This is a genomic window from Frateuria sp. sgz306004 (assembly GCF_057750885.1).
Genome location: NZ_JBYLFE010000009.1, coordinates 62,050 through 77,424 on the forward strand (window position 1 = coordinate 62,050; position 15,375 = coordinate 77,424).

The 15,375-nt window shown below is 62.1% G+C and carries 23 protein-coding genes; 1 reads left to right on the forward strand and 22 read right to left on the reverse strand.

Annotation, left to right across the window (positions count from 1 at the left end; translation table 11 throughout):
• Positions 1-62 precede the first annotated feature (62 nt).
• Positions 63-1,673 (forward strand): amidase, encoded by a 1,611-nt coding sequence (locus tag AC3G2C_RS17790; RefSeq protein WP_488385982.1) that lies wholly within the window; start codon positions 63-65, stop codon positions 1,671-1,673.
• A 60-nt stretch (positions 1,674-1,733) separates the two neighbouring features.
• Here the strand turns inward: AC3G2C_RS17790 and AC3G2C_RS17795 are convergent, their stop codons facing one another.
• From AC3G2C_RS17795 to rplP, 22 genes are all read right to left on the reverse strand, one after another.
• Complete coding sequence (locus tag AC3G2C_RS17795) at positions 1,734-3,413, reverse strand: MASE1 domain-containing protein (RefSeq protein WP_488385983.1); 1,680 nt, start codon at positions 3,411-3,413, stop codon at positions 1,734-1,736.
• A 157-nt stretch (positions 3,414-3,570) separates the two neighbouring features.
• On the reverse strand, positions 3,571-4,947 hold the full coding sequence (locus AC3G2C_RS17800) for a class II 3-deoxy-7-phosphoheptulonate synthase (protein ID WP_488385984.1): 1,377 nt from the start codon (positions 4,945-4,947) through the stop codon (positions 3,571-3,573).
• A gap of 3 nt (positions 4,948-4,950) precedes the next feature.
• Complete coding sequence (locus tag AC3G2C_RS17805; RefSeq protein WP_488385985.1) at positions 4,951-5,460, reverse strand: disulfide bond formation protein B; 510 nt, start codon at positions 5,458-5,460, stop codon at positions 4,951-4,953.
• 194 nt (positions 5,461-5,654) lie between these two features.
• Positions 5,655-6,035, reverse strand: a complete 381-nt coding sequence (gene rplQ, locus AC3G2C_RS17810) for a 50S ribosomal protein L17 (RefSeq protein WP_488385986.1) — start codon at positions 6,033-6,035, stop codon at positions 5,655-5,657.
• 201 nt (positions 6,036-6,236) lie between these two features.
• The gene (locus tag AC3G2C_RS17815; RefSeq protein WP_488385987.1) at positions 6,237-7,235 is read right to left on the reverse strand and encodes a DNA-directed RNA polymerase subunit alpha; all 999 of its coding nucleotides are present in this window, start codon (positions 7,233-7,235) and stop codon (positions 6,237-6,239) included.
• 16 nt (positions 7,236-7,251) lie between these two features.
• A complete protein-coding gene (rpsD, locus tag AC3G2C_RS17820) occupies positions 7,252-7,878 on the reverse strand; it encodes a 30S ribosomal protein S4 (protein WP_488385988.1) in 627 nt (208 codons plus the stop codon).
• Positions 7,879-7,890: 12 nt separating this feature from the next.
• Positions 7,891-8,277: a 30S ribosomal protein S11 gene (gene rpsK, locus AC3G2C_RS17825; protein WP_007513384.1), complete on the reverse strand. Its 387-nt coding sequence runs from the start codon at positions 8,275-8,277 to the stop codon at positions 7,891-7,893.
• Between the two features lie 12 nt (positions 8,278-8,289).
• The gene (gene rpsM / locus AC3G2C_RS17830; RefSeq protein ID WP_199100451.1) at positions 8,290-8,646 is read right to left on the reverse strand and encodes a 30S ribosomal protein S13; all 357 of its coding nucleotides are present in this window, start codon (positions 8,644-8,646) and stop codon (positions 8,290-8,292) included.
• 137 nt (positions 8,647-8,783) lie between these two features.
• Positions 8,784-10,109 (reverse strand): preprotein translocase subunit SecY, encoded by a 1,326-nt coding sequence (secY, locus tag AC3G2C_RS17835; protein WP_488385989.1) that lies wholly within the window; start codon positions 10,107-10,109, stop codon positions 8,784-8,786.
• 4 nt (positions 10,110-10,113) lie between these two features.
• Positions 10,114-10,545 carry a 50S ribosomal protein L15 gene (gene rplO, locus AC3G2C_RS17840; protein ID WP_488385990.1) on the reverse strand — a complete coding sequence of 144 codons (432 nt, stop codon included), beginning with the start codon at positions 10,543-10,545 and terminating at the stop codon, positions 10,114-10,116.
• 5 nt (positions 10,546-10,550) lie between these two features.
• Positions 10,551-10,748 (reverse strand): 50S ribosomal protein L30, encoded by a 198-nt coding sequence (gene rpmD / locus AC3G2C_RS17845; RefSeq protein ID WP_114239844.1) that lies wholly within the window; start codon positions 10,746-10,748, stop codon positions 10,551-10,553.
• Positions 10,741-11,250: a 30S ribosomal protein S5 gene (gene rpsE / locus AC3G2C_RS17850; RefSeq protein WP_019464883.1), complete on the reverse strand. Its 510-nt coding sequence runs from the start codon at positions 11,248-11,250 to the stop codon at positions 10,741-10,743. The genes rpmD and rpsE overlap by 8 nt, the downstream gene beginning before the upstream one ends.
• A gap of 115 nt (positions 11,251-11,365) precedes the next feature.
• Positions 11,366-11,719, reverse strand: coding sequence for a 50S ribosomal protein L18 (rplR, locus tag AC3G2C_RS17855; RefSeq protein WP_488385991.1), 354 nt, complete (start codon positions 11,717-11,719; stop codon positions 11,366-11,368).
• Between the two features lie 29 nt (positions 11,720-11,748).
• The gene (gene rplF, locus AC3G2C_RS17860; RefSeq protein WP_488385992.1) at positions 11,749-12,276 is read right to left on the reverse strand and encodes a 50S ribosomal protein L6; all 528 of its coding nucleotides are present in this window, start codon (positions 12,274-12,276) and stop codon (positions 11,749-11,751) included.
• 10 nt (positions 12,277-12,286) lie between these two features.
• Positions 12,287-12,682, reverse strand: coding sequence for a 30S ribosomal protein S8 (gene rpsH, locus AC3G2C_RS17865; protein ID WP_488385993.1), 396 nt, complete (start codon positions 12,680-12,682; stop codon positions 12,287-12,289).
• A gap of 224 nt (positions 12,683-12,906) precedes the next feature.
• Positions 12,907-13,212, reverse strand: coding sequence for a 30S ribosomal protein S14 (rpsN, locus tag AC3G2C_RS17870; protein WP_488385994.1), 306 nt, complete (start codon positions 13,210-13,212; stop codon positions 12,907-12,909).
• Positions 13,213-13,228: 16 nt separating this feature from the next.
• The gene (gene rplE / locus AC3G2C_RS17875; RefSeq protein ID WP_488385995.1) at positions 13,229-13,771 is read right to left on the reverse strand and encodes a 50S ribosomal protein L5; all 543 of its coding nucleotides are present in this window, start codon (positions 13,769-13,771) and stop codon (positions 13,229-13,231) included.
• Between the two features lie 12 nt (positions 13,772-13,783).
• The gene (gene rplX, locus AC3G2C_RS17880; protein WP_488385996.1) at positions 13,784-14,098 is read right to left on the reverse strand and encodes a 50S ribosomal protein L24; all 315 of its coding nucleotides are present in this window, start codon (positions 14,096-14,098) and stop codon (positions 13,784-13,786) included.
• Between the two features lie 14 nt (positions 14,099-14,112).
• Positions 14,113-14,481: a 50S ribosomal protein L14 gene (gene rplN / locus AC3G2C_RS17885; protein WP_038620422.1), complete on the reverse strand. Its 369-nt coding sequence runs from the start codon at positions 14,479-14,481 to the stop codon at positions 14,113-14,115.
• Between the two features lie 14 nt (positions 14,482-14,495).
• A complete protein-coding gene (gene rpsQ, locus AC3G2C_RS17890; RefSeq protein ID WP_199100441.1) occupies positions 14,496-14,756 on the reverse strand; it encodes a 30S ribosomal protein S17 in 261 nt (86 codons plus the stop codon).
• 12 nt (positions 14,757-14,768) lie between these two features.
• Positions 14,769-14,954: a 50S ribosomal protein L29 gene (gene rpmC / locus AC3G2C_RS17895; protein ID WP_019464891.1), complete on the reverse strand. Its 186-nt coding sequence runs from the start codon at positions 14,952-14,954 to the stop codon at positions 14,769-14,771.
• 1 nt (position 14,955) lies between these two features.
• Positions 14,956-15,369 carry a 50S ribosomal protein L16 gene (gene rplP / locus AC3G2C_RS17900; RefSeq protein ID WP_488385997.1) on the reverse strand — a complete coding sequence of 138 codons (414 nt, stop codon included), beginning with the start codon at positions 15,367-15,369 and terminating at the stop codon, positions 14,956-14,958.
• Positions 15,370-15,375 lie beyond the last annotated feature (6 nt).

Below are 15,375 nucleotides of genomic sequence, written 5' to 3' on the forward strand. Positions count from 1 at the left end.
GGCGCTCACCATGGGCCGATTTTGCGACATCATGCCGCAGACCCTTGCCTGAAGGAGTTGACGTGACCTCTCGCCTGCTCGCGCTGTCCCTCGCCACTTGCCTGTTTGCCGCGTCACCTTGCTTCGCGAACGACGACGGCTCAGACAATGCCTACGCATCGATAGCGGCATTGCAGCAGCGCATGGACGCGGGAGCCCTCGACAGCGAACACCTGGCGCAACAGTTTCTAGAGCGCATTCGCCACATCGATAAGGCAGGCCCCACGCTTCGCTCGGTCATCGAGACCAATCCTGATGCGCTCGAACTGGCGCGCCAGCTGGATCGCGAACGTAAGCGCGGAGGCAAGTTGGGTGCATTGCACGGCATCCCCGTCTTACTGAAGGACAACATCGACACCGGCGACCGCATGCTCACTACCGCCGGCTCGCTCGCGCTCACGGATGCGCCTGCCAAACGCGACGCGGGGCTGGTAGAACGCCTGCGACGCAGCGGTGCGGTGGTGCTGGGCAAAACCAATCTCAGCGAATGGGCCAACTTCCGCTCGAACCATGCCAGCAGCGGCTGGAGCGGTCGCGGCGGACAAACACGCAATCCCTATGTGTTGGACCGCAACCCCTGCGGCTCCAGCGCCGGCTCGGGCGCGGCCGTTGCCGCGGGCTTGGTCACCGTGGCCATTGGCACAGAAACCGATGGCTCGATCATTTGCCCCGCCGCCGCCAATGGCATCGTGGGTATCAAGCCGACGCTCGGCTTGGTGAGCCGCAGCGGCATCGTGCCGATCAGCCACAGCCAGGACACTGCCGGCCCGATGGCACGCACGGTGGCCGATGCCGCCACCGTGCTCAGCGCCATCGCCGGAACCGACCCGCGCGACCCAGCCACCGCGGACGCCGATCGCCATGCAACCGACTACACCCGCTTCCTCGATCCCGATGGCTTGCGCGGCAAGCGCATCGGCGTCGTGCGGCAGCTCGCCGGCGCCGAGCCCAACGCCGATCGGGTGTTGGACACAGCCATTGCACTGATGAAGGCGCAGGGCGCGATTATCGTGGATCCGGTGGAGCTGCCGAATCTGCGTCAGCTCGGCGATGTGGAACTGACGGTACTGCTGTATGAGTTCAAGCACGACCTCAATGCGTACCTTGCCACACGTCCCAACCTCGCGGTGAAGAATCTGGTGGACCTCATCGCGTTCAATCAACGCGAGGCAACACGCGAGATGCCCTGGTTTGGTCAGGAGCTGTTCGAACAAGCGCAAGCCAAAGGCACACTGAGCGACCCGGCGTATTTGACTGCACTGGAGAAGAGTAAGCGCCTGTCAGGGCCGGAAGGTATCGACGCGGCGCTCAAGGCACATCAACTCGACGCATTGCTGGCCCCTTCATGGGGGCCAAGTTTCGTCACTGATCCTGTATTGGGTGATCACGTGGTCAGTGGTGATCCCACCGTCGGCGGTCCTTCGCAGCCGGCCGCCATGGCTGGCTATCCGTCATTGACGCTACCCGCCGGTTTTGCGCACGACTTGCCCGTGGGAATCGTGTTGTTCGCAGGACGCTGGAGCGAACCCACGTTGATCTCCATTGCTTATGGCTTTGAACAGCATGCGAATGTCTGGCGAGCGCCGCGGTTCCTCGACACCGTGGGTGGCACATCCGTCAGTGCGGGTCCATAAGAAAGAAGTCGCGCACAGAGCTTTAGCTAACGCTCCCCGGTGACGGCGGGAAAGACGAAGTTAGGCCGACATAGGACGAGCGTAGCCGAGCCCGGATGACTCGGATGACTCCACTCGCAAGGCATCATGAAGCAACATGGAGATACGCAGGGTTTCGGACGTCTCATGCTCATGGACAACGCCGCCATAGATCTGCGTGCGCTCGCAAATCGTCGCCATGCCTTCGCCATTCGTGCCCAGCAATGACACCACCTGACGCCATTCAGGTACCGACTTACCACGCTGCGATGGAGCCATGCGCTCGGCCATCACACGCAATACCACCCAGCGACGGCCACGCGTGCAGCCGCCACGGATTTGCAAGCGCACTCCGCGAAGCGGCTCACGGGCCAGCAAATACACCAGCACTTCGCAAGCCTGGCGGTAAAGCATCATATGCACACCAGGCGCCAACTGGCCCAGGCCATCGCCGCTCAGATCACAGCGGTAGTGCGCCCCTACCATCGATGCCGCCTGCGCCAGCGGACCATCCACGAAAGTCGCGGCCAGCCCGCGCTCACGCCAGGAGCGTGGATGCAGCGCATTCGCCAGCCGATGCATCTCTCTCTGGGTAAAGTCCAGATGCCGCACATAGGTGTGATCCATGTCCGGCAGCATGGGCTTGAGCCGGTCGAGCATCCGCTGCTGCCCCTCTCTCACGTTCTGCCCGAGACGCTCCAGCGTTTCAGCAACCTGGCGCAAGCGTTGCTCTTCCTGGTAAAGGCCTTGCTGGGCTAGCTGCAGGCCGCGCCAGGCATCACCGTCGGGGCGGATATCTTCAAACTTCGCAACAACGTCCGTCCCCAATTTCGAGCCGAGCATCAACAGACTCGATATAGCGAAAGCGATGAGCGATTGAGCCTGAATCAGGGACGGTTCGCCCAACACTGTCTCCGTAAGCTGCACTGCCACGCTGGCGAACGTTCCTGCCATTGCTGCACCTTGCCAACCATGACGTAGCGTCATCCAGGCGACGGGCAGGAACATCGCCATCCGCGCCACTTCGACAACATCCCCATTGTCGATGTGCAACGCGATCCAGGCGAGTACGCAAAGCGTCGGTAGAACGCCGGCGAGCAGGTGAAGCGCAAAATTGCCGCGCAAACTCGTGGCAACATCAGCCAGGCTCCGGGGTCGCCAGATCCAGGCGGCCATGAACATCGGAACGACCGTCAGCGCTCCAAGGAATCCGCCCAGGAAATAGCTAAGGACGATATGCGAAGTAATGGCCGGGGGCGCCTTTCCATCAGGCATCTGGACAAGCGCAAGCGCAACTGTGTTGACGAGCGCGCCCAACACTGCAGCGAGCAACACGTAGGACAACAGGACCGCCATATCGACGCGCCCCGAGCGGAACCATGAAACATGTCGCCGACACCAAGCGAAAACCGGCGCGCCAAGCAAAAGTGGGGGTACTGCCATCGCGGCCGCCCAGGGCCAACCAAAACGATCATGGTTGGACCATCCCGCATAGGCCACAGGCACAAGCTCACCGACAATCAGAGCGGGCCAGTAGCGCGTGGGCACCAACAACATGCACACCACACGCAACCCTGTAACCAGATTCCAGTGCGAAACGGTGACTTGCCGCAATAGGAAATAGCTAGCGATGTAAGCGACGACCACAGCAACGTGGCCCAGCAGACCGTTCGGCCAACTAGTCCGCTTTGCTCCTCGCTTGTCCTTCGCTGCCCCAGCCATTGCGCTTCGCCCCCCTGCGGAAACCCCTAAGTGACGTTCTGTCGGAAAAACATCGACTCAATATGAACGCATGCGCTTACATTGTCGCAAGAAATTACCCTTAACGCTGACCAGCGTCCCTGGCATGAGCGGCACGTTCCAAAGTACCGGGCGCTCTTCAGGCCCGCCTACCACCGACGGACTTACGCACGATCAGCATCGCTAGTTCCAACGACTGCTCATAATTCAGGCGCGGGTCCACCATCGATTTGTATGCGCGATCCAAATCCGCTTCATTGAGATCGCGCGCACCACCCATGCACTCGGTGACATCCTCACCGGTCAGCTCGAGATGCACGCCGCCCAGGCGGGTGCCGGCTGCCGCATGGATATCAAAAGCCTGGTCGAGTTCACCGCGGATGTTGTCGAAACGACGCGTCTTGTAGCCGTTGGACGTCGTTTCCGTGTTGCCATGCATGGGGTCAGCCACCCACAACACTCGGCGCCCATCACGCCTGACCGCATCCAGCAGGGGTGGCAGCGCGTTGCCGATCTGAGCGTTGCCCATGCGATGGATCAAGGTCAAGCGACCAGGCTCGTCTTCGGGATTGAGCGCATCGATCAGCGGTAGCAGTTGCTCCGGCTTTACCGAAGGCCCCACCTTGACCGCAATGGGATTGCGGATACCGCGGAAGTACTCAACATGCGCACCATCGAGTGCCGCTGTGCGCATACCAATCCACGGAAAGTGCGTAGACAGGTTGAACCAGCCGTGATGGCGAGGCACCTGGCGCGTAAGCGCCTCCTCGTAATGCAGCAACAAGGCTTCGTGCGAGGTGAAGAAATCCACGCGGGAGAAGCCCGCAATGGGGCCCGCCAAGGTTTCCATGAATCGCAGGGAGTCCCCAATAGCCGCCACCATGCGGCGATACTCGGCGGCAAGCGGCGAGTGCTCTACCCACGCCAGATCCCAGTACTCGGGGTGATGCAGGTCAGCGAACCCGCCGTCGATCAGCGCACGCACGAAATTCATGGTGAGCGCCGAATGCGCGTGCGCCTGTATCAGGCGTTGAGGATCCGGGCGGCGCGCCGCCTCGGTGAATTCCGGGCTGTTGACCAGGTCGCCGCGAAAACTCGGCAAGGTCAGGCCATCCCGGGACTCGGTATCGGCCGAGCGGGGCTTGGCGTACTGGCCAGCGAAACGGCCCACGCGCAACACCGGCTTCTGCAGGCCATGCACCAGCACTAGGCTCATCTGCAGCAGCACTTTGAGTCGGTTCGAAATGATCGGACTGGTGCAATCGGCGAAGCTTTCCGCGCAGTCACCGCCCTGCAGCAGGAACCGCTTGCCTTCCTGCGCCTCGGCCAGGGATTGCTTTAACGCCAGGACCTCCCATGAGGTGACCAGCGGAGGCAAGGTAGCCAACTGGCCGGTGGCACGCGCCAACTCGGCGGCGTCCTCGTAGAACGGCTGCTGCAACGCCTGTCGCTGCTGCCAGCTGGCCGGGGCCCAGTCCGCGGACATCATGGACGACTTCGATGTGCTGCTGGACATGATTCAGCGCCTCGCCCGGACCGGCCGGCGCGCAGCCGCCCACACCGCGAAACATGCCAGCAAGACAAACCAGAGCAAGGTCCACGCCGGCATCGGCAGGCCAAAGACCGGCTCGACCTTGGCGCACTCGCCGGAGCCGGTGAATACCATCTTCAATACCTTCGCAAACGGAAAGGCGTCCATCATGTAGCCCAGATTGGGACCGCACGCGGGGATCTCATCCGCCGGCAGGGTCTGCAACCATAGGTGGCGGCCCGCCGTGATGATGCCGGCCACCGCGCCCAGCAGGACGCCTGTCGTGTACACCCAGCGTACGCCACCGCGCGGCGCATGGACGCCGCCGATCAGGAAAAAGACCCCCATGATCATGAACGCGATCCGCTGGAAGATGCACAGCGGGCAAGGAATCATCGCCAGCACGTGCTCCGCGTAGAGCGCATAGGCCAGCAAGGCCACACAGACGCCAAAACCGGTGAGATAGGCGGTGCGATACGACCAGCGAAAAGGGTTCATGAGCATCAACGACAACGTGGCGAGACCGCGACATTACCCGCTTTGCCCGCACCCTGTCAGCCCTGCCAGGACGACGACGGAACGCCTCATGTGCCTTGAAGCACGTCGTCCTGTGCACCTGAGCCAAGGCCCAGAAAACGAAAACCCCGGCGGGTTGCCCGGACGGGGTTTCGCAAACACTTGAAGCGACCGAATTACTCGGCTGCCGACTCACCCTGTGGGCGATCGACCAGCTCGACATACGCCATCGGCGCATTGTCGCCCGGGCGGAAGCCGCACTTGAGGATACGCAGGTAGCCGCCGGGACGCTCGCGGTAACGGGGGCCCAGCTCGACGAACAGCTTGCCCACAGCCTGCTTGTCACGCAGACGCGCAAAAGCAAGGCGGCGGTTGGCAACGCCATCGGTCTTGGCGAGCGTGATGAGCGGCTCGGCGACGCGACGGAGTTCCTTGGCCTTCGGCAGGGTGGTACGGATCAGCTCGTGCTTGATCAGCGACGCGGCCATGTTCTTGAACATGGCTTCGCGATGGCTGCTCGTGCGATTGAGCTTGCGACCGGATTTCTGATGGCGCATGGCGAAAACTCTCTAGTCTGTTGTTATGAAAAGCCGGCCAACATGGACGACTTCCCGCGGTTACCCGCTGTGCAAGGCCCTTTGAAACGAGGCCTCTTGTTAGAGGGCGGTATCGATACCGCCTGAAAGCGCATGGCGGAAGTGCTGAGCACTCCCGCCATGACACTTGGAGCGCTGGCGATCATTTGATCGCCGAAACGCTTAACCCAGCTGCATACCGTGCGAAAGACCCGGCGGCGGCCAGTTTTCAAGCTTCATACCAAGGGCGAGACCACGACCGCCCAGCACATCCTTGATTTCGGTGAGCGACTTCTTACCCAGGTTCGGGGTCTTCAGCAGCTCAACCTCGGTCTTCTGCACCAGGTCACCGATGTAGTAGATGCTCTCCGCCTTCAGGCAGTTCGCCGAACGCACGGTGAGCTCCAGATCATCGATCGGACGCAGCAGCAGCGGATCGAAACCGCCCTTCTCTGCCTTGTCCGTCGCACTCTCGCGACGCGAGAAGTCACCGAACACCGACAGCTGGTCGTTGAGGATCTCGGCGGCCTTGCGAACCGCGTCTTCCGCACCGATGGTGCCGTTGGTTTCGATGTCCAGCACCAGCTTGTCGAGGTTGGTACGCTGCTCAACGCGAGCTGCGTCCACTTCGTAGGCCACTCGCAGCACCGGCGCGAAGGACGCGTCGAGCTGCAGGCGACCGATCGGACGAGCTTCGTCGTCCGGATGCTGGCGCGCGCTGGCCGGCTGGTAGCCGACGCCGCGACGCACCTTGAGGCGCATGTTGAGCGCGATGTCCTTGGTCAGATGGCAGATCACGTGCTCGGGGTTAATGATTTCCACCGAGTGATCGACGGCGATATCGCCGGCGGTGACCACGCCCTTGCCCTTCTTGGCCAGGGTCAGGGTGACTTCGTCACCCGAGTGCTGACGAATCGCCACTTCCTTGAGGTTCAGCAGGACTTCGATCACGTCCTCCTGCAGACCTTCCAAAGTGGTGTACTCGTGCAGCACGCCATCGATTTCCACCTCGACGATGGCAGAGCCAGGGATCGAGGAGAGCAGCACGCGACGCAGCGCGTTGCCCAGGGTGTGGCCGAAACCACGCTCGAGCGGCTCGACCACGACCTTTGCGCGGTTGGGACCAAGCTGCTCGACGCTGAGGCCGCGAGGCCGCAGCACGCTAGTTGACGAAACTGCCATGCAGGGCTCCGGTTGATTACTTCGAGTAGAGCTCGACGATCAGGCTCTCGTTGATGTCGGTCGGCAGGTCGCCGCGGTCCGGCATCGCCTTGAACGTACCTTCGAACTTCTTGCTGTCCACCTCGACCCACTGCGGACGCAAGTCCATGGTATCGAACACAGTGGCGGCTTCCTGCACGCGCAGCTGGCTGCGGGCGCGCTCGGTCAGGGCAACTACGTCGCCCGAACGGACCTGGTACGACGGGATGTTCACCTTCTTGCCATTGACCAGCACAGCCTTGTGGCTGACCAGCTGACGAGCCTGGGCGCGGGTGACCGCGAAGCCCATGCGGTAAACAACGTTGTCCAGACGGCTCTCGAGCAAGCGCAGCAGGTTCTCACCAGTGTTGCCCTTGAGGGTCGACGCCTTGGTGTAGTAATTGCTGAACTGACGCTCGAGCACGCCGTAGATGCGCTTGACCTTCTGCTTTTCACGCAGCTGCAGCGCGTAGTCCGACATACGCATGCGCTTGTTGGCGCCATGCTGGCCGGGCTTGTTTTCCAGCTTGCACTTCGAATCGATAGCGCGCGCCGGGCTCTTCAGACTCAGATCTGCACCCTCGCGGCGAGCGAGTTTGCAGGTAGCTCCACGATAACGGGCCATGGGTATGCTCCTTTAGACTCGACGCTTCTTCGGGGGACGGCAGCCGTTATGCGGAATCGGCGTGACGTCGATGATGTTGAGGACCTTGTAGCCGAGGGCGTTCAGAGAACGCACGGCCGACTCGCGACCCGGGCCCGGGCCCTTGATGCGAACTTCCACGGTCTTCACACCGTAATCGCCAGCAGCGCGACCGGCCTTTTCGGCGGCAACCTGAGCTGCGAACGGGGTCGACTTGCGCGAACCGCGGAAACCCGCGCCGCCGGCAGTCGCCCACGACAGAGCGTTGCCCTGGCGATCGGTGATGGTGACGATGGTGTTGTTGAAGGAGGCTTGCACGTGGGCCACGGCATCCGTGACAACGCGCTTGATCTTCTTCTTGGTCTTGACAGGCTTGGCCATGTTCGGTGTCCGTTACTTCTTGATCGCGCGACGCGGACCCTTACGGGTGCGTGCATTGGTACGCGTGCGCTGGCCGCGCACCGGCAGGCCACGGCGGTGACGCAGACCGCGGTAGCAACCCAGATCCATCAGACGCTTGATAGCGATACCGACTTCACGGCGAAGGTCGCCCTCAACCACGTACTTGCTGATTTCGTGGCGGATCTTCTCCACCTCTCCCTCACTGAGGGACTTGATTGGCGTGGTGGGAACCACGCCTGCGTCCGCGCAGACCTTCTTGGCCCGGCTGCGGCCGATGCCATAAATGCTCTGCAGGCCAACCCAGACATGCTTCTGGACCGGCAAATTGACACCCGCGATGCGCGCCATGATGTACTTTCTCCGATGCGTTTCGTGCGCGGTAAACGCGCAATTCTAACCGTAATTTTCCCAACAGGAAAGCCCTGCGGCACCAGGGGTGCCGCCGCCCTCCGATTTCGACCAACTATCCACAGCCCCAGCAGCCATCAGTTGCGGCGGAGGTTGGCCTTCTTGAGCAGGCTTTCATACTGGTGACTGACCAAGTGCGCCTGCACCTGAGCAGTGAAATCCATCACCACGACCACGACGATCAGCAGAGAGGTGCCGCCGAAGTAGAACGGGACATGCCAAGCCTTTTGCATAAACGATGGGACCAAACAGACCAGCACCAGGTAGAGGGCGCCGACACCGGTCAGACGGGTCATCACGTTATCGATGTAATCGGCCGTGGAACGGCCTGGGCGGATACCTGGGATCAAGGCGCCGGAGCGCTTGAGGTTGTCCGCGGTCTCCTGGGAGTTGAACACGATCGCCGTATAGAAGAAGGCGAACGTGATCACCAGCACCGCGAAGACAATGTCATACAGGGGTTCGCCCGGGGTCAGCGCCTGGGTCAGCTCCGTGAGCCAACGCGACTGGTGACCGGCGCTAAACCAGGTCGCCGCGGTAGCCGGGAACATCAGCAAGCTTGACGCGAAAATCGGCGGAATGACACCCGCCATGTTGATCTTCAGCGGCAAGTGCGAGGTCTGATTCATGTAGGCACGTTGCCCACCGGAACGCCGCGCGTAGTTCACGGTAATGCGACGCTGTGCACGCTCCATGAAGACCACAAACGCCGTCACCGCGAGGATCAGGCCCGCCACCATGATCATCTTGATCACGGAGAGCTCGCCATTGCTGGCCATGGTCAGCGTGTGCGCAACCGCACCCGGTAAACCAGCGACGATACCAGCGAAGATCAGCAGCGAAATGCCGTTGCCGATGCCGCGCTCGGTGATCTGCTCGCCCAGCCACATCAGGAACATGGTGCCAGCCGTGAGGCCAACGACCGATGCCATGATGAAGCCCATACCCGGCGTATAGACCACCGGTGCACCGCCCATCGAGACCTGCTTCTGCAGGGCCACCGCGATGCCGAACGCCTGAAATGCAGCCAGACCCACCGTACCGAAGCGGGTGTAGGTAGTCATCTTGCGACGACCTGCCTCACCTTCCTTGCGCAATGCCTGCAGGCTCGGGATCACCGCGCCCATCATCTGCACCACGATGGATGCAGAGATGTACGGCACCACGCCGAGCGCGAACACCGAGAAGCGTGCCAGCGAGCCACCCGAGAACATGTTGAACATGTTCATCAGGCCGCCGCCCTGCTCGATGAGGTTCGTCATGGCTTCCGGGTTGACACCGGGAACCGGGATGAAGGAACCGAGACGGAAAACGATCAACGCACCAATCACGAAGAAGATGCGCTGACGCAGTTCCGTCAGCTTGCCGAGCGATCCGAGCGATGTGCCCTGGGCTGACGCCACGTGATTACTCCACGCTGCCGCCGGCAGCTTCGATCGCTGCCTTGGCGCCGGCCGTAGCCAACACACCCGACAGCTTCACGGCACGGCCGATCTCGCCCTTGGCGACGACCTTGACCTTCTTGGCGCGGCTGTCGATGAGACCGGCCTGATGCAAGACGATCGGATCGATCACGTCAGCCTTGAGGGTGGCCAGCTGATACAGGAACACTTCCTGGCTCTCGGCCTTCTTCAGCGAGCGAAAGCCAACCTTCGGCAGGCGACGCTGCAGCGGCATCTGGCCGCCCTCGAAACCAAACTTGTGGGTACCGCCCGCGCGAGCGTGCTGACCCTTGTGACCGCGACCAGCGGTCTTGCCCAGGCCCGAACCAATACCGCGACCGACGCGAAGGCGGGTCTTGCGGGCACCGGCGGCCGGCTTGATGTCATTAAGACGCATGATGCTTACTCCTCGACCCGCACCAGGTAGTAGACCGTGTTGATCAGACCGCGCACCTGCGGGCTGTCTTTCAGTTCACGGACGTCGTTGAGCTTGTTCAGGCCGAGCGCCTTCACGCTCAGGCGATGACGGCTCTGCACACCGCGCAGGCCCTTGACCAGGCGCACGCGCACGGTGGCGGCGGTTTCGTTGTTCTTAGCCATTGCCCAACACCTCTTCAATGGTCTTGCCGCGCTTAGCAGCGATCTGCTTCGGCGAGGCAACGGCCTGCAGGCCCTTGATGGTGGCGCGCACCAAGTTAATCGGGTTGCGCGAACCGACAGCCTTGGCCAACACGTTCTTCACACCCACCACTTCGAGCACGGCGCGCATGGCACCACCGGCGATGACGCCGGTACCCTCGGAAGCCGGCTGCATGAACACGCGGGCTGCACCGTGGTTGGCCTTGATGGCGTACCACAGGGTGCCGTTGTTCAGGTCGATGCTCACCATGTTGCGGCGGGCGCGGTCCATGGCCTTGGAAATGGCGACCGGCACTTCACGCGCCTTGCCATAGCCGAAGCCCACGCGACCTTCGCCGTCGCCGACAACGGTCAGCGCGGTGAAGCTCATCTGGCGGCCACCCTTAACGGTCTTGGCCACGCGGTTGACGGCAATCAGCTTTTCGAGCAGGCCGTCCGAATTTTCGCGATCGGTAGAAGACATGTTCTTTTCCGTATGCCCGGCGAGCCGGGACTTTTACTTGCGGCTGGGCCGCTTGGAGTTGTGGGTACTGCGTGCGCCGAATGCCGGGACAGCCCGGCACCCGACACGAGCCGGCTTAGAACTTCAGGCCGGCTTCGCGGGCCGCGTCGGCCAGCGCCTTGATACGACCGTGGTAACGGAAGCCCGAGCGATCGAACGCCACAGACTCAATACCGGCAGCCAGCGCGCGCTCAGCCACAGCCTTACCAACAGCGGCAGCTGCGGTCAGGTTCTTGGTGCCCTTGAGGCCTTCCGCCACCGACTTCTGCACGGTGGAGGCAGCGGCCACGACGCTCTGACCGGTCGCGTCGAACACCTGAGCGTACAGATGTTGGCCGGTGCGATGCACCGACAGACGGGCGACGGCGAGCTTGCGGATGTGGGCGCGAGTGGACTTGGCGCGGCGCAGGCGGGATTCGTTCTTGTTCATCGTGTTCTCTCCAGGAAGCGGATAGGCGATTAAGCCTTCTTGGCTTCCTTCAGGGTGATCTTCTCGCCGGAGTAGCGCACGCCCTTACCCTTATAGGGTTCCGGCGGACGGAAGCCGCGGATCTTGGCAGCCACCTCGCCCACGCGCTGCTTGTCCGAACCCTTGATCAGGATTTCGGTCTGCGTCGGGGTTTCGATGGTGATGCCTTCCGGCGCCTCGAACACGACCGGATGCGAGAAGCCCAGGGCGATGTTCAGCGACTTGCCGGCCATGGAGGCACGGTAGCCCACGCCGACCAGCTCGAGCTTGCGCTCGTAACCGTCGGACACGCCCTTGACCATGTTGGCCAGCAGTGCACGCAGAGTGCCGCCGAACTTGTCGTCGGCGCCGTCAGCCAGCACGATGTTCGCCACGCCGTTGTCGATGGACACGGAAGCGCCCGGCAGCGCGTGGGTCGCCAGGGTGCCCTTCGGGCCCTTGACGGAGATGCCATTGGCGTTCGAGGTAATCTCAACGCCCTTCGGCAGGGTAATGGGTTTCTTGGCAACGCGGGACATCGTCGGCTCCTTATGCGACCTGGCCGATGACTTCGCCGCCCAGACCCTTAGCACGGGCCTGCGCGTCGGTCAGCAGACCGGCGGAAGTCGAGATGATCGAGATACCCAGGCCACCAAGGACCTTCGGCAGCTCGTCCTTGCCACGATAGACGCGGAGGCCGGAGCGGCTGACACGGGTAATGGTTTCGATAGCCGGACGGCCTTCGAAATACTTGAGCTTGATCTCGAGCACCGGCTTGCCTTCCGCAGTGGAGGCCTTGGCGTCGAGGATATAGCCCTCGTTCTTAAGAAGGTTGGCGATGGCCACCTTCAGCTTCGACGACGGCATGCTTACGGCCTGCTTGCCCGTGAGCTGGGCATTGCGGATGCGCGTAAACAGATCGGCGATGGGATCAGTCATGCTCATGAAAACTTCCTTCAGAGTGCACCGATATCCGAAAAACCGGAGATCAATTTGAGTTGTGAGCCGGCATAGCCTGCCGACCTGCGAGACGCAGACGGACGACTATATCAGCTTTCTTCCGACTTTGCGAACAGCGGCGCGTATTCGCGCCAACGGCGGCAGACCTTAAGGCCCACCGTCGCATCGAGCGGAGGCCGGCGATGGCCGGCCCCTGCCCTGTTTGGGTCTTACCAGCTGGCCTTGCGCAGGCCAGGAACGTCGCCACGCATGGTGGCTTCGCGCAGCTTGTTACGGCCGAGGCCGAACTTGCTGTAAACCGCACGCGGGCGACCGGTGAGGACGCAGCGGGTGCGCTGACGCACCGGGCTGGCATCACGCGGCAGCTTCTGCAGCTTGGTCTGGGCGTCCATCTTCTCCTCGTAGGAGGCGGTGGGGCTCAGCACGATCGCTTTCAGTTCGGCGCGCTTGGCGGCGTACTTCTTGGCGAGCTTGGTCCGCTTGAGGTCGCGGTTAACCATCGAGGTCTTGGCCATGTGTCTCTCGCGACTCTTAGTTGCGGAACGGGAAGCTGAAGGCTTCCAGCAGCGCCTTGGCTTCTTCGTCGGTCTTGGCGGTGGTGGTGATGGAGATGTCCATACCACGCATCGCGTCGACGGCGTCGAAGTCGATTTCCGGGAAGATGATCTGTTCCTTGATGCCGAAGTTGTAGTTACCACGGCCATCGAAGGCGCGACCCGACACGCCGCGGAAGTCGCGGGTACGGGGCAGCGAGATGTTGATCAGGCGATCCAGGAACTCCCACATCTGGGCGCGGCGCAGGGTGACCTTGCAACCGATCGGCCAACCGTCGCGGATCTTGAACGAGGCGACCGACACGCGGGCCTTGGTCTGGATCGGCTTCTGGCCCGAGATCTTGGCCATGTCGGCCACGGCATTCTCGAGCACCTTCTTGTTGCCGGCGGCTTCGCCCACGCCCATGTTCAGCGTGATCTTGGTGATGCGGGGAACCTGCATCACGTTCTGGTAACCAAAACGCTCGGTGAGCTTCTTGATGACCTGCTCTTTGTAAAACGTTTCGAGACGCGTCGTCATAACGTTGATTCCTTACGCGTCCACAACTTCGCCGTTGGACTTGAACACGCGCACCTTGCGCCCATCAGAGAGCGTCTTGGCGCCAACGCGTTCACCCTTGCCCGTGGCGGAGTTGAACAGCTGGACGTTGGAGATATGGATCGAAGCCTCACGCTCGACGATGCCGCCAGCCTGGTTGGCCTGCGGGTTCGGCTTGGTGTGACGCTTGATCAGGTTCACGTTGGAGACGACCACGCGGTCGCCCTCAACGCGCAGCACGTCGCCGCGCTGACCTTTGTTCTTGCCAGTGATCACGATGACCTGATCACCCTTGCGGATACGGTTCATGGTCTTGTCTCCGCTCAGAGCACTTCGGGCGCGAGGGAGACGATCTTCATGAACTTCTCGCTGCGCAGCTCACGAGTGACCGGTCCGAAGATACGGGTGCCGATCGGCTCGAGCTTGTTGTTGAGGAGGACCGCTGCGTTGCCGTCGAAACGGATCAGCGAGCCATCGGGACGGCGCACACCCTTGGCGGTACGAACCACCACGGCGTTGTACACCTCGCCCTTCTTCACCTTGCCGCGGGGGATGGCATCCTTTACGGTGACCTTGATCACGTCACCGATCGCGGCGTAACGGCGCTTGGAGCCGCCGAGCACCTTGATGCACATCAGTTCACGGGCACCGCTGTTATCGGCCGCGGAAAGCGTGCTTTGCATCTGGATCATGTCTGCACCCTCCCTTAGACGTTAGCGCGCGTGACGATTTCGACCACGCGGTGATGCTTGGTCTTGGACAGAGGACGGCATTCCGCGATGCGGACCACGTCACCCTCGTTCGCGCCCAGGTCGTCCTGCGCGTGAAGCTTGGTCGAGCGGCGGATGATCTTGCCGATCAGCGGATGCTGTTCCTGGCGTTCGATCAGGACCGTCACGGTCTTGTCCATCTTATTACTGATGACGCGGCCCTCGAGGGTGCGCGTCTGCTTTTGATTGTCGCTCATATCGGCCGTCCCTTACTTCTTGCCGCCGAGCACGAACTTCGTGCGGGCGATGTCGCGCCGAACGCGGCGCAGCTGGTGCGGCTGGTTGAGCTGGCCGGTGCCCTTCTGCATGCGCAGGTTGAACTGCTCCTTGCGCAGGTCCAGCAGGTGCTTATTCAGCTCTTCGGCCGTCTTGTTGGTCAGATCTTTGATGGCCATATCACATCACCGCCCGGGTCACGAATTGGGTCTGGACCGAGAGCTTGGCAGCGGCCAGGCGGAACGCCTCGCGTGCCGAAGCCTCGTCGATACCCTCGATTTCATAGAGCATGCGGCCCGGCTGGATCGGAGCGACCCAGTATTCGACGCCACCCTTACCGGCACCCATTCGAACTTCGATGGGCTTCTTGGTGATGGGCTTGTCCGGGTACACGCGGATCCACAGCTTTCCGCCGCGCTTCACGAAGCGGGTGATGCAGCGACGACCGGCCTCGATCTGGCGCGCGGTCAGCGCTCCGAACGTGGTGGCCTTCAGGCCGAACTCGCCAAAGCTGACGAGGTTCGAGGAGAAGGCCAGACCGTCGTTGCGGCCCTTGAACTGCTTACGGTATTTGGTTCGCTTGGGTTGCAGCATGGCAAC

Excerpts from the sequence above, each read along its gene's own strand:
- AC3G2C_RS17795 (WP_488385983.1), bottom strand. The coding sequence starts at position 3,413 with ATGGCTGGGGCAGCGAAGGACAAGCGAGGAGCAAAGCGGACTAGTTGG.
- AC3G2C_RS17800 (WP_488385984.1), bottom strand. The coding sequence starts at position 4,947 with ATGTCCAGCAGCACATCGAAGTCGTCCATGATGTCCGCGGACTGGGCC.
- AC3G2C_RS17805 (WP_488385985.1), bottom strand. The coding sequence starts at position 5,460 with ATGAACCCTTTTCGCTGGTCGTATCGCACCGCCTATCTCACCGGTTTT.
- rplQ (WP_488385986.1), bottom strand. The coding sequence starts at position 6,035 with ATGCGCCATCAGAAATCCGGTCGCAAGCTCAATCGCACGAGCAGCCAT.
- AC3G2C_RS17815 (WP_488385987.1), bottom strand. The coding sequence starts at position 7,235 with ATGGCAGTTTCGTCAACTAGCGTGCTGCGGCCTCGCGGCCTCAGCGTC.
- rpsD (WP_488385988.1), bottom strand. The coding sequence starts at position 7,878 with ATGGCCCGTTATCGTGGAGCTACCTGCAAACTCGCTCGCCGCGAGGGT.
- rpsK (WP_007513384.1), bottom strand. The coding sequence starts at position 8,277 with ATGGCCAAGCCTGTCAAGACCAAGAAGAAGATCAAGCGCGTTGTCACG.
- rpsM (WP_199100451.1), bottom strand. The coding sequence starts at position 8,646 with ATGGCGCGCATCGCGGGTGTCAATTTGCCGGTCCAGAAGCATGTCTGG.
- rplO (WP_488385990.1), bottom strand. The coding sequence starts at position 10,545 with ATGCGTCTTAATGACATCAAGCCGGCCGCCGGTGCCCGCAAGACCCGC.
- rpmD (WP_114239844.1), bottom strand. The coding sequence starts at position 10,748 with ATGGCTAAGAACAACGAAACCGCCGCCACCGTGCGCGTGCGCCTGGTC.
- rpsE (WP_019464883.1), bottom strand. The coding sequence starts at position 11,250 with ATGTCTTCTACCGATCGCGAAAATTCGGACGGCCTGCTCGAAAAGCTG.
- rplR (WP_488385991.1), bottom strand. The coding sequence starts at position 11,719 with ATGAACAAGAACGAATCCCGCCTGCGCCGCGCCAAGTCCACTCGCGCC.
- rplF (WP_488385992.1), bottom strand. The coding sequence starts at position 12,276 with ATGTCCCGCGTTGCCAAGAAACCCATTACCCTGCCGAAGGGCGTTGAG.
- rpsH (WP_488385993.1), bottom strand. The coding sequence starts at position 12,682 with ATGAGCATGACTGATCCCATCGCCGATCTGTTTACGCGCATCCGCAAT.
- rpsN (WP_488385994.1), bottom strand. The coding sequence starts at position 13,212 with ATGGCCAAGACCTCGATGGTTAACCGCGACCTCAAGCGGACCAAGCTC.
- rplE (WP_488385995.1), bottom strand. The coding sequence starts at position 13,771 with ATGACGACGCGTCTCGAAACGTTTTACAAAGAGCAGGTCATCAAGAAG.
- rplX (WP_488385996.1), bottom strand. The coding sequence starts at position 14,098 with ATGAACCGTATCCGCAAGGGTGATCAGGTCATCGTGATCACTGGCAAG.
- rplN (WP_038620422.1), bottom strand. The coding sequence starts at position 14,481 with ATGATCCAGATGCAAAGCACGCTTTCCGCGGCCGATAACAGCGGTGCC.
- rpsQ (WP_199100441.1), bottom strand. The coding sequence starts at position 14,756 with ATGAGCGACAATCAAAAGCAGACGCGCACCCTCGAGGGCCGCGTCATC.
- rpmC (WP_019464891.1), bottom strand. The coding sequence starts at position 14,954 with ATGGCCATCAAAGATCTGACCAACAAGACGGCCGAAGAGCTGAATAAG.
- rplP (WP_488385997.1), bottom strand. The coding sequence starts at position 15,369 with ATGCTGCAACCCAAGCGAACCAAATACCGTAAGCAGTTCAAGGGCCGC.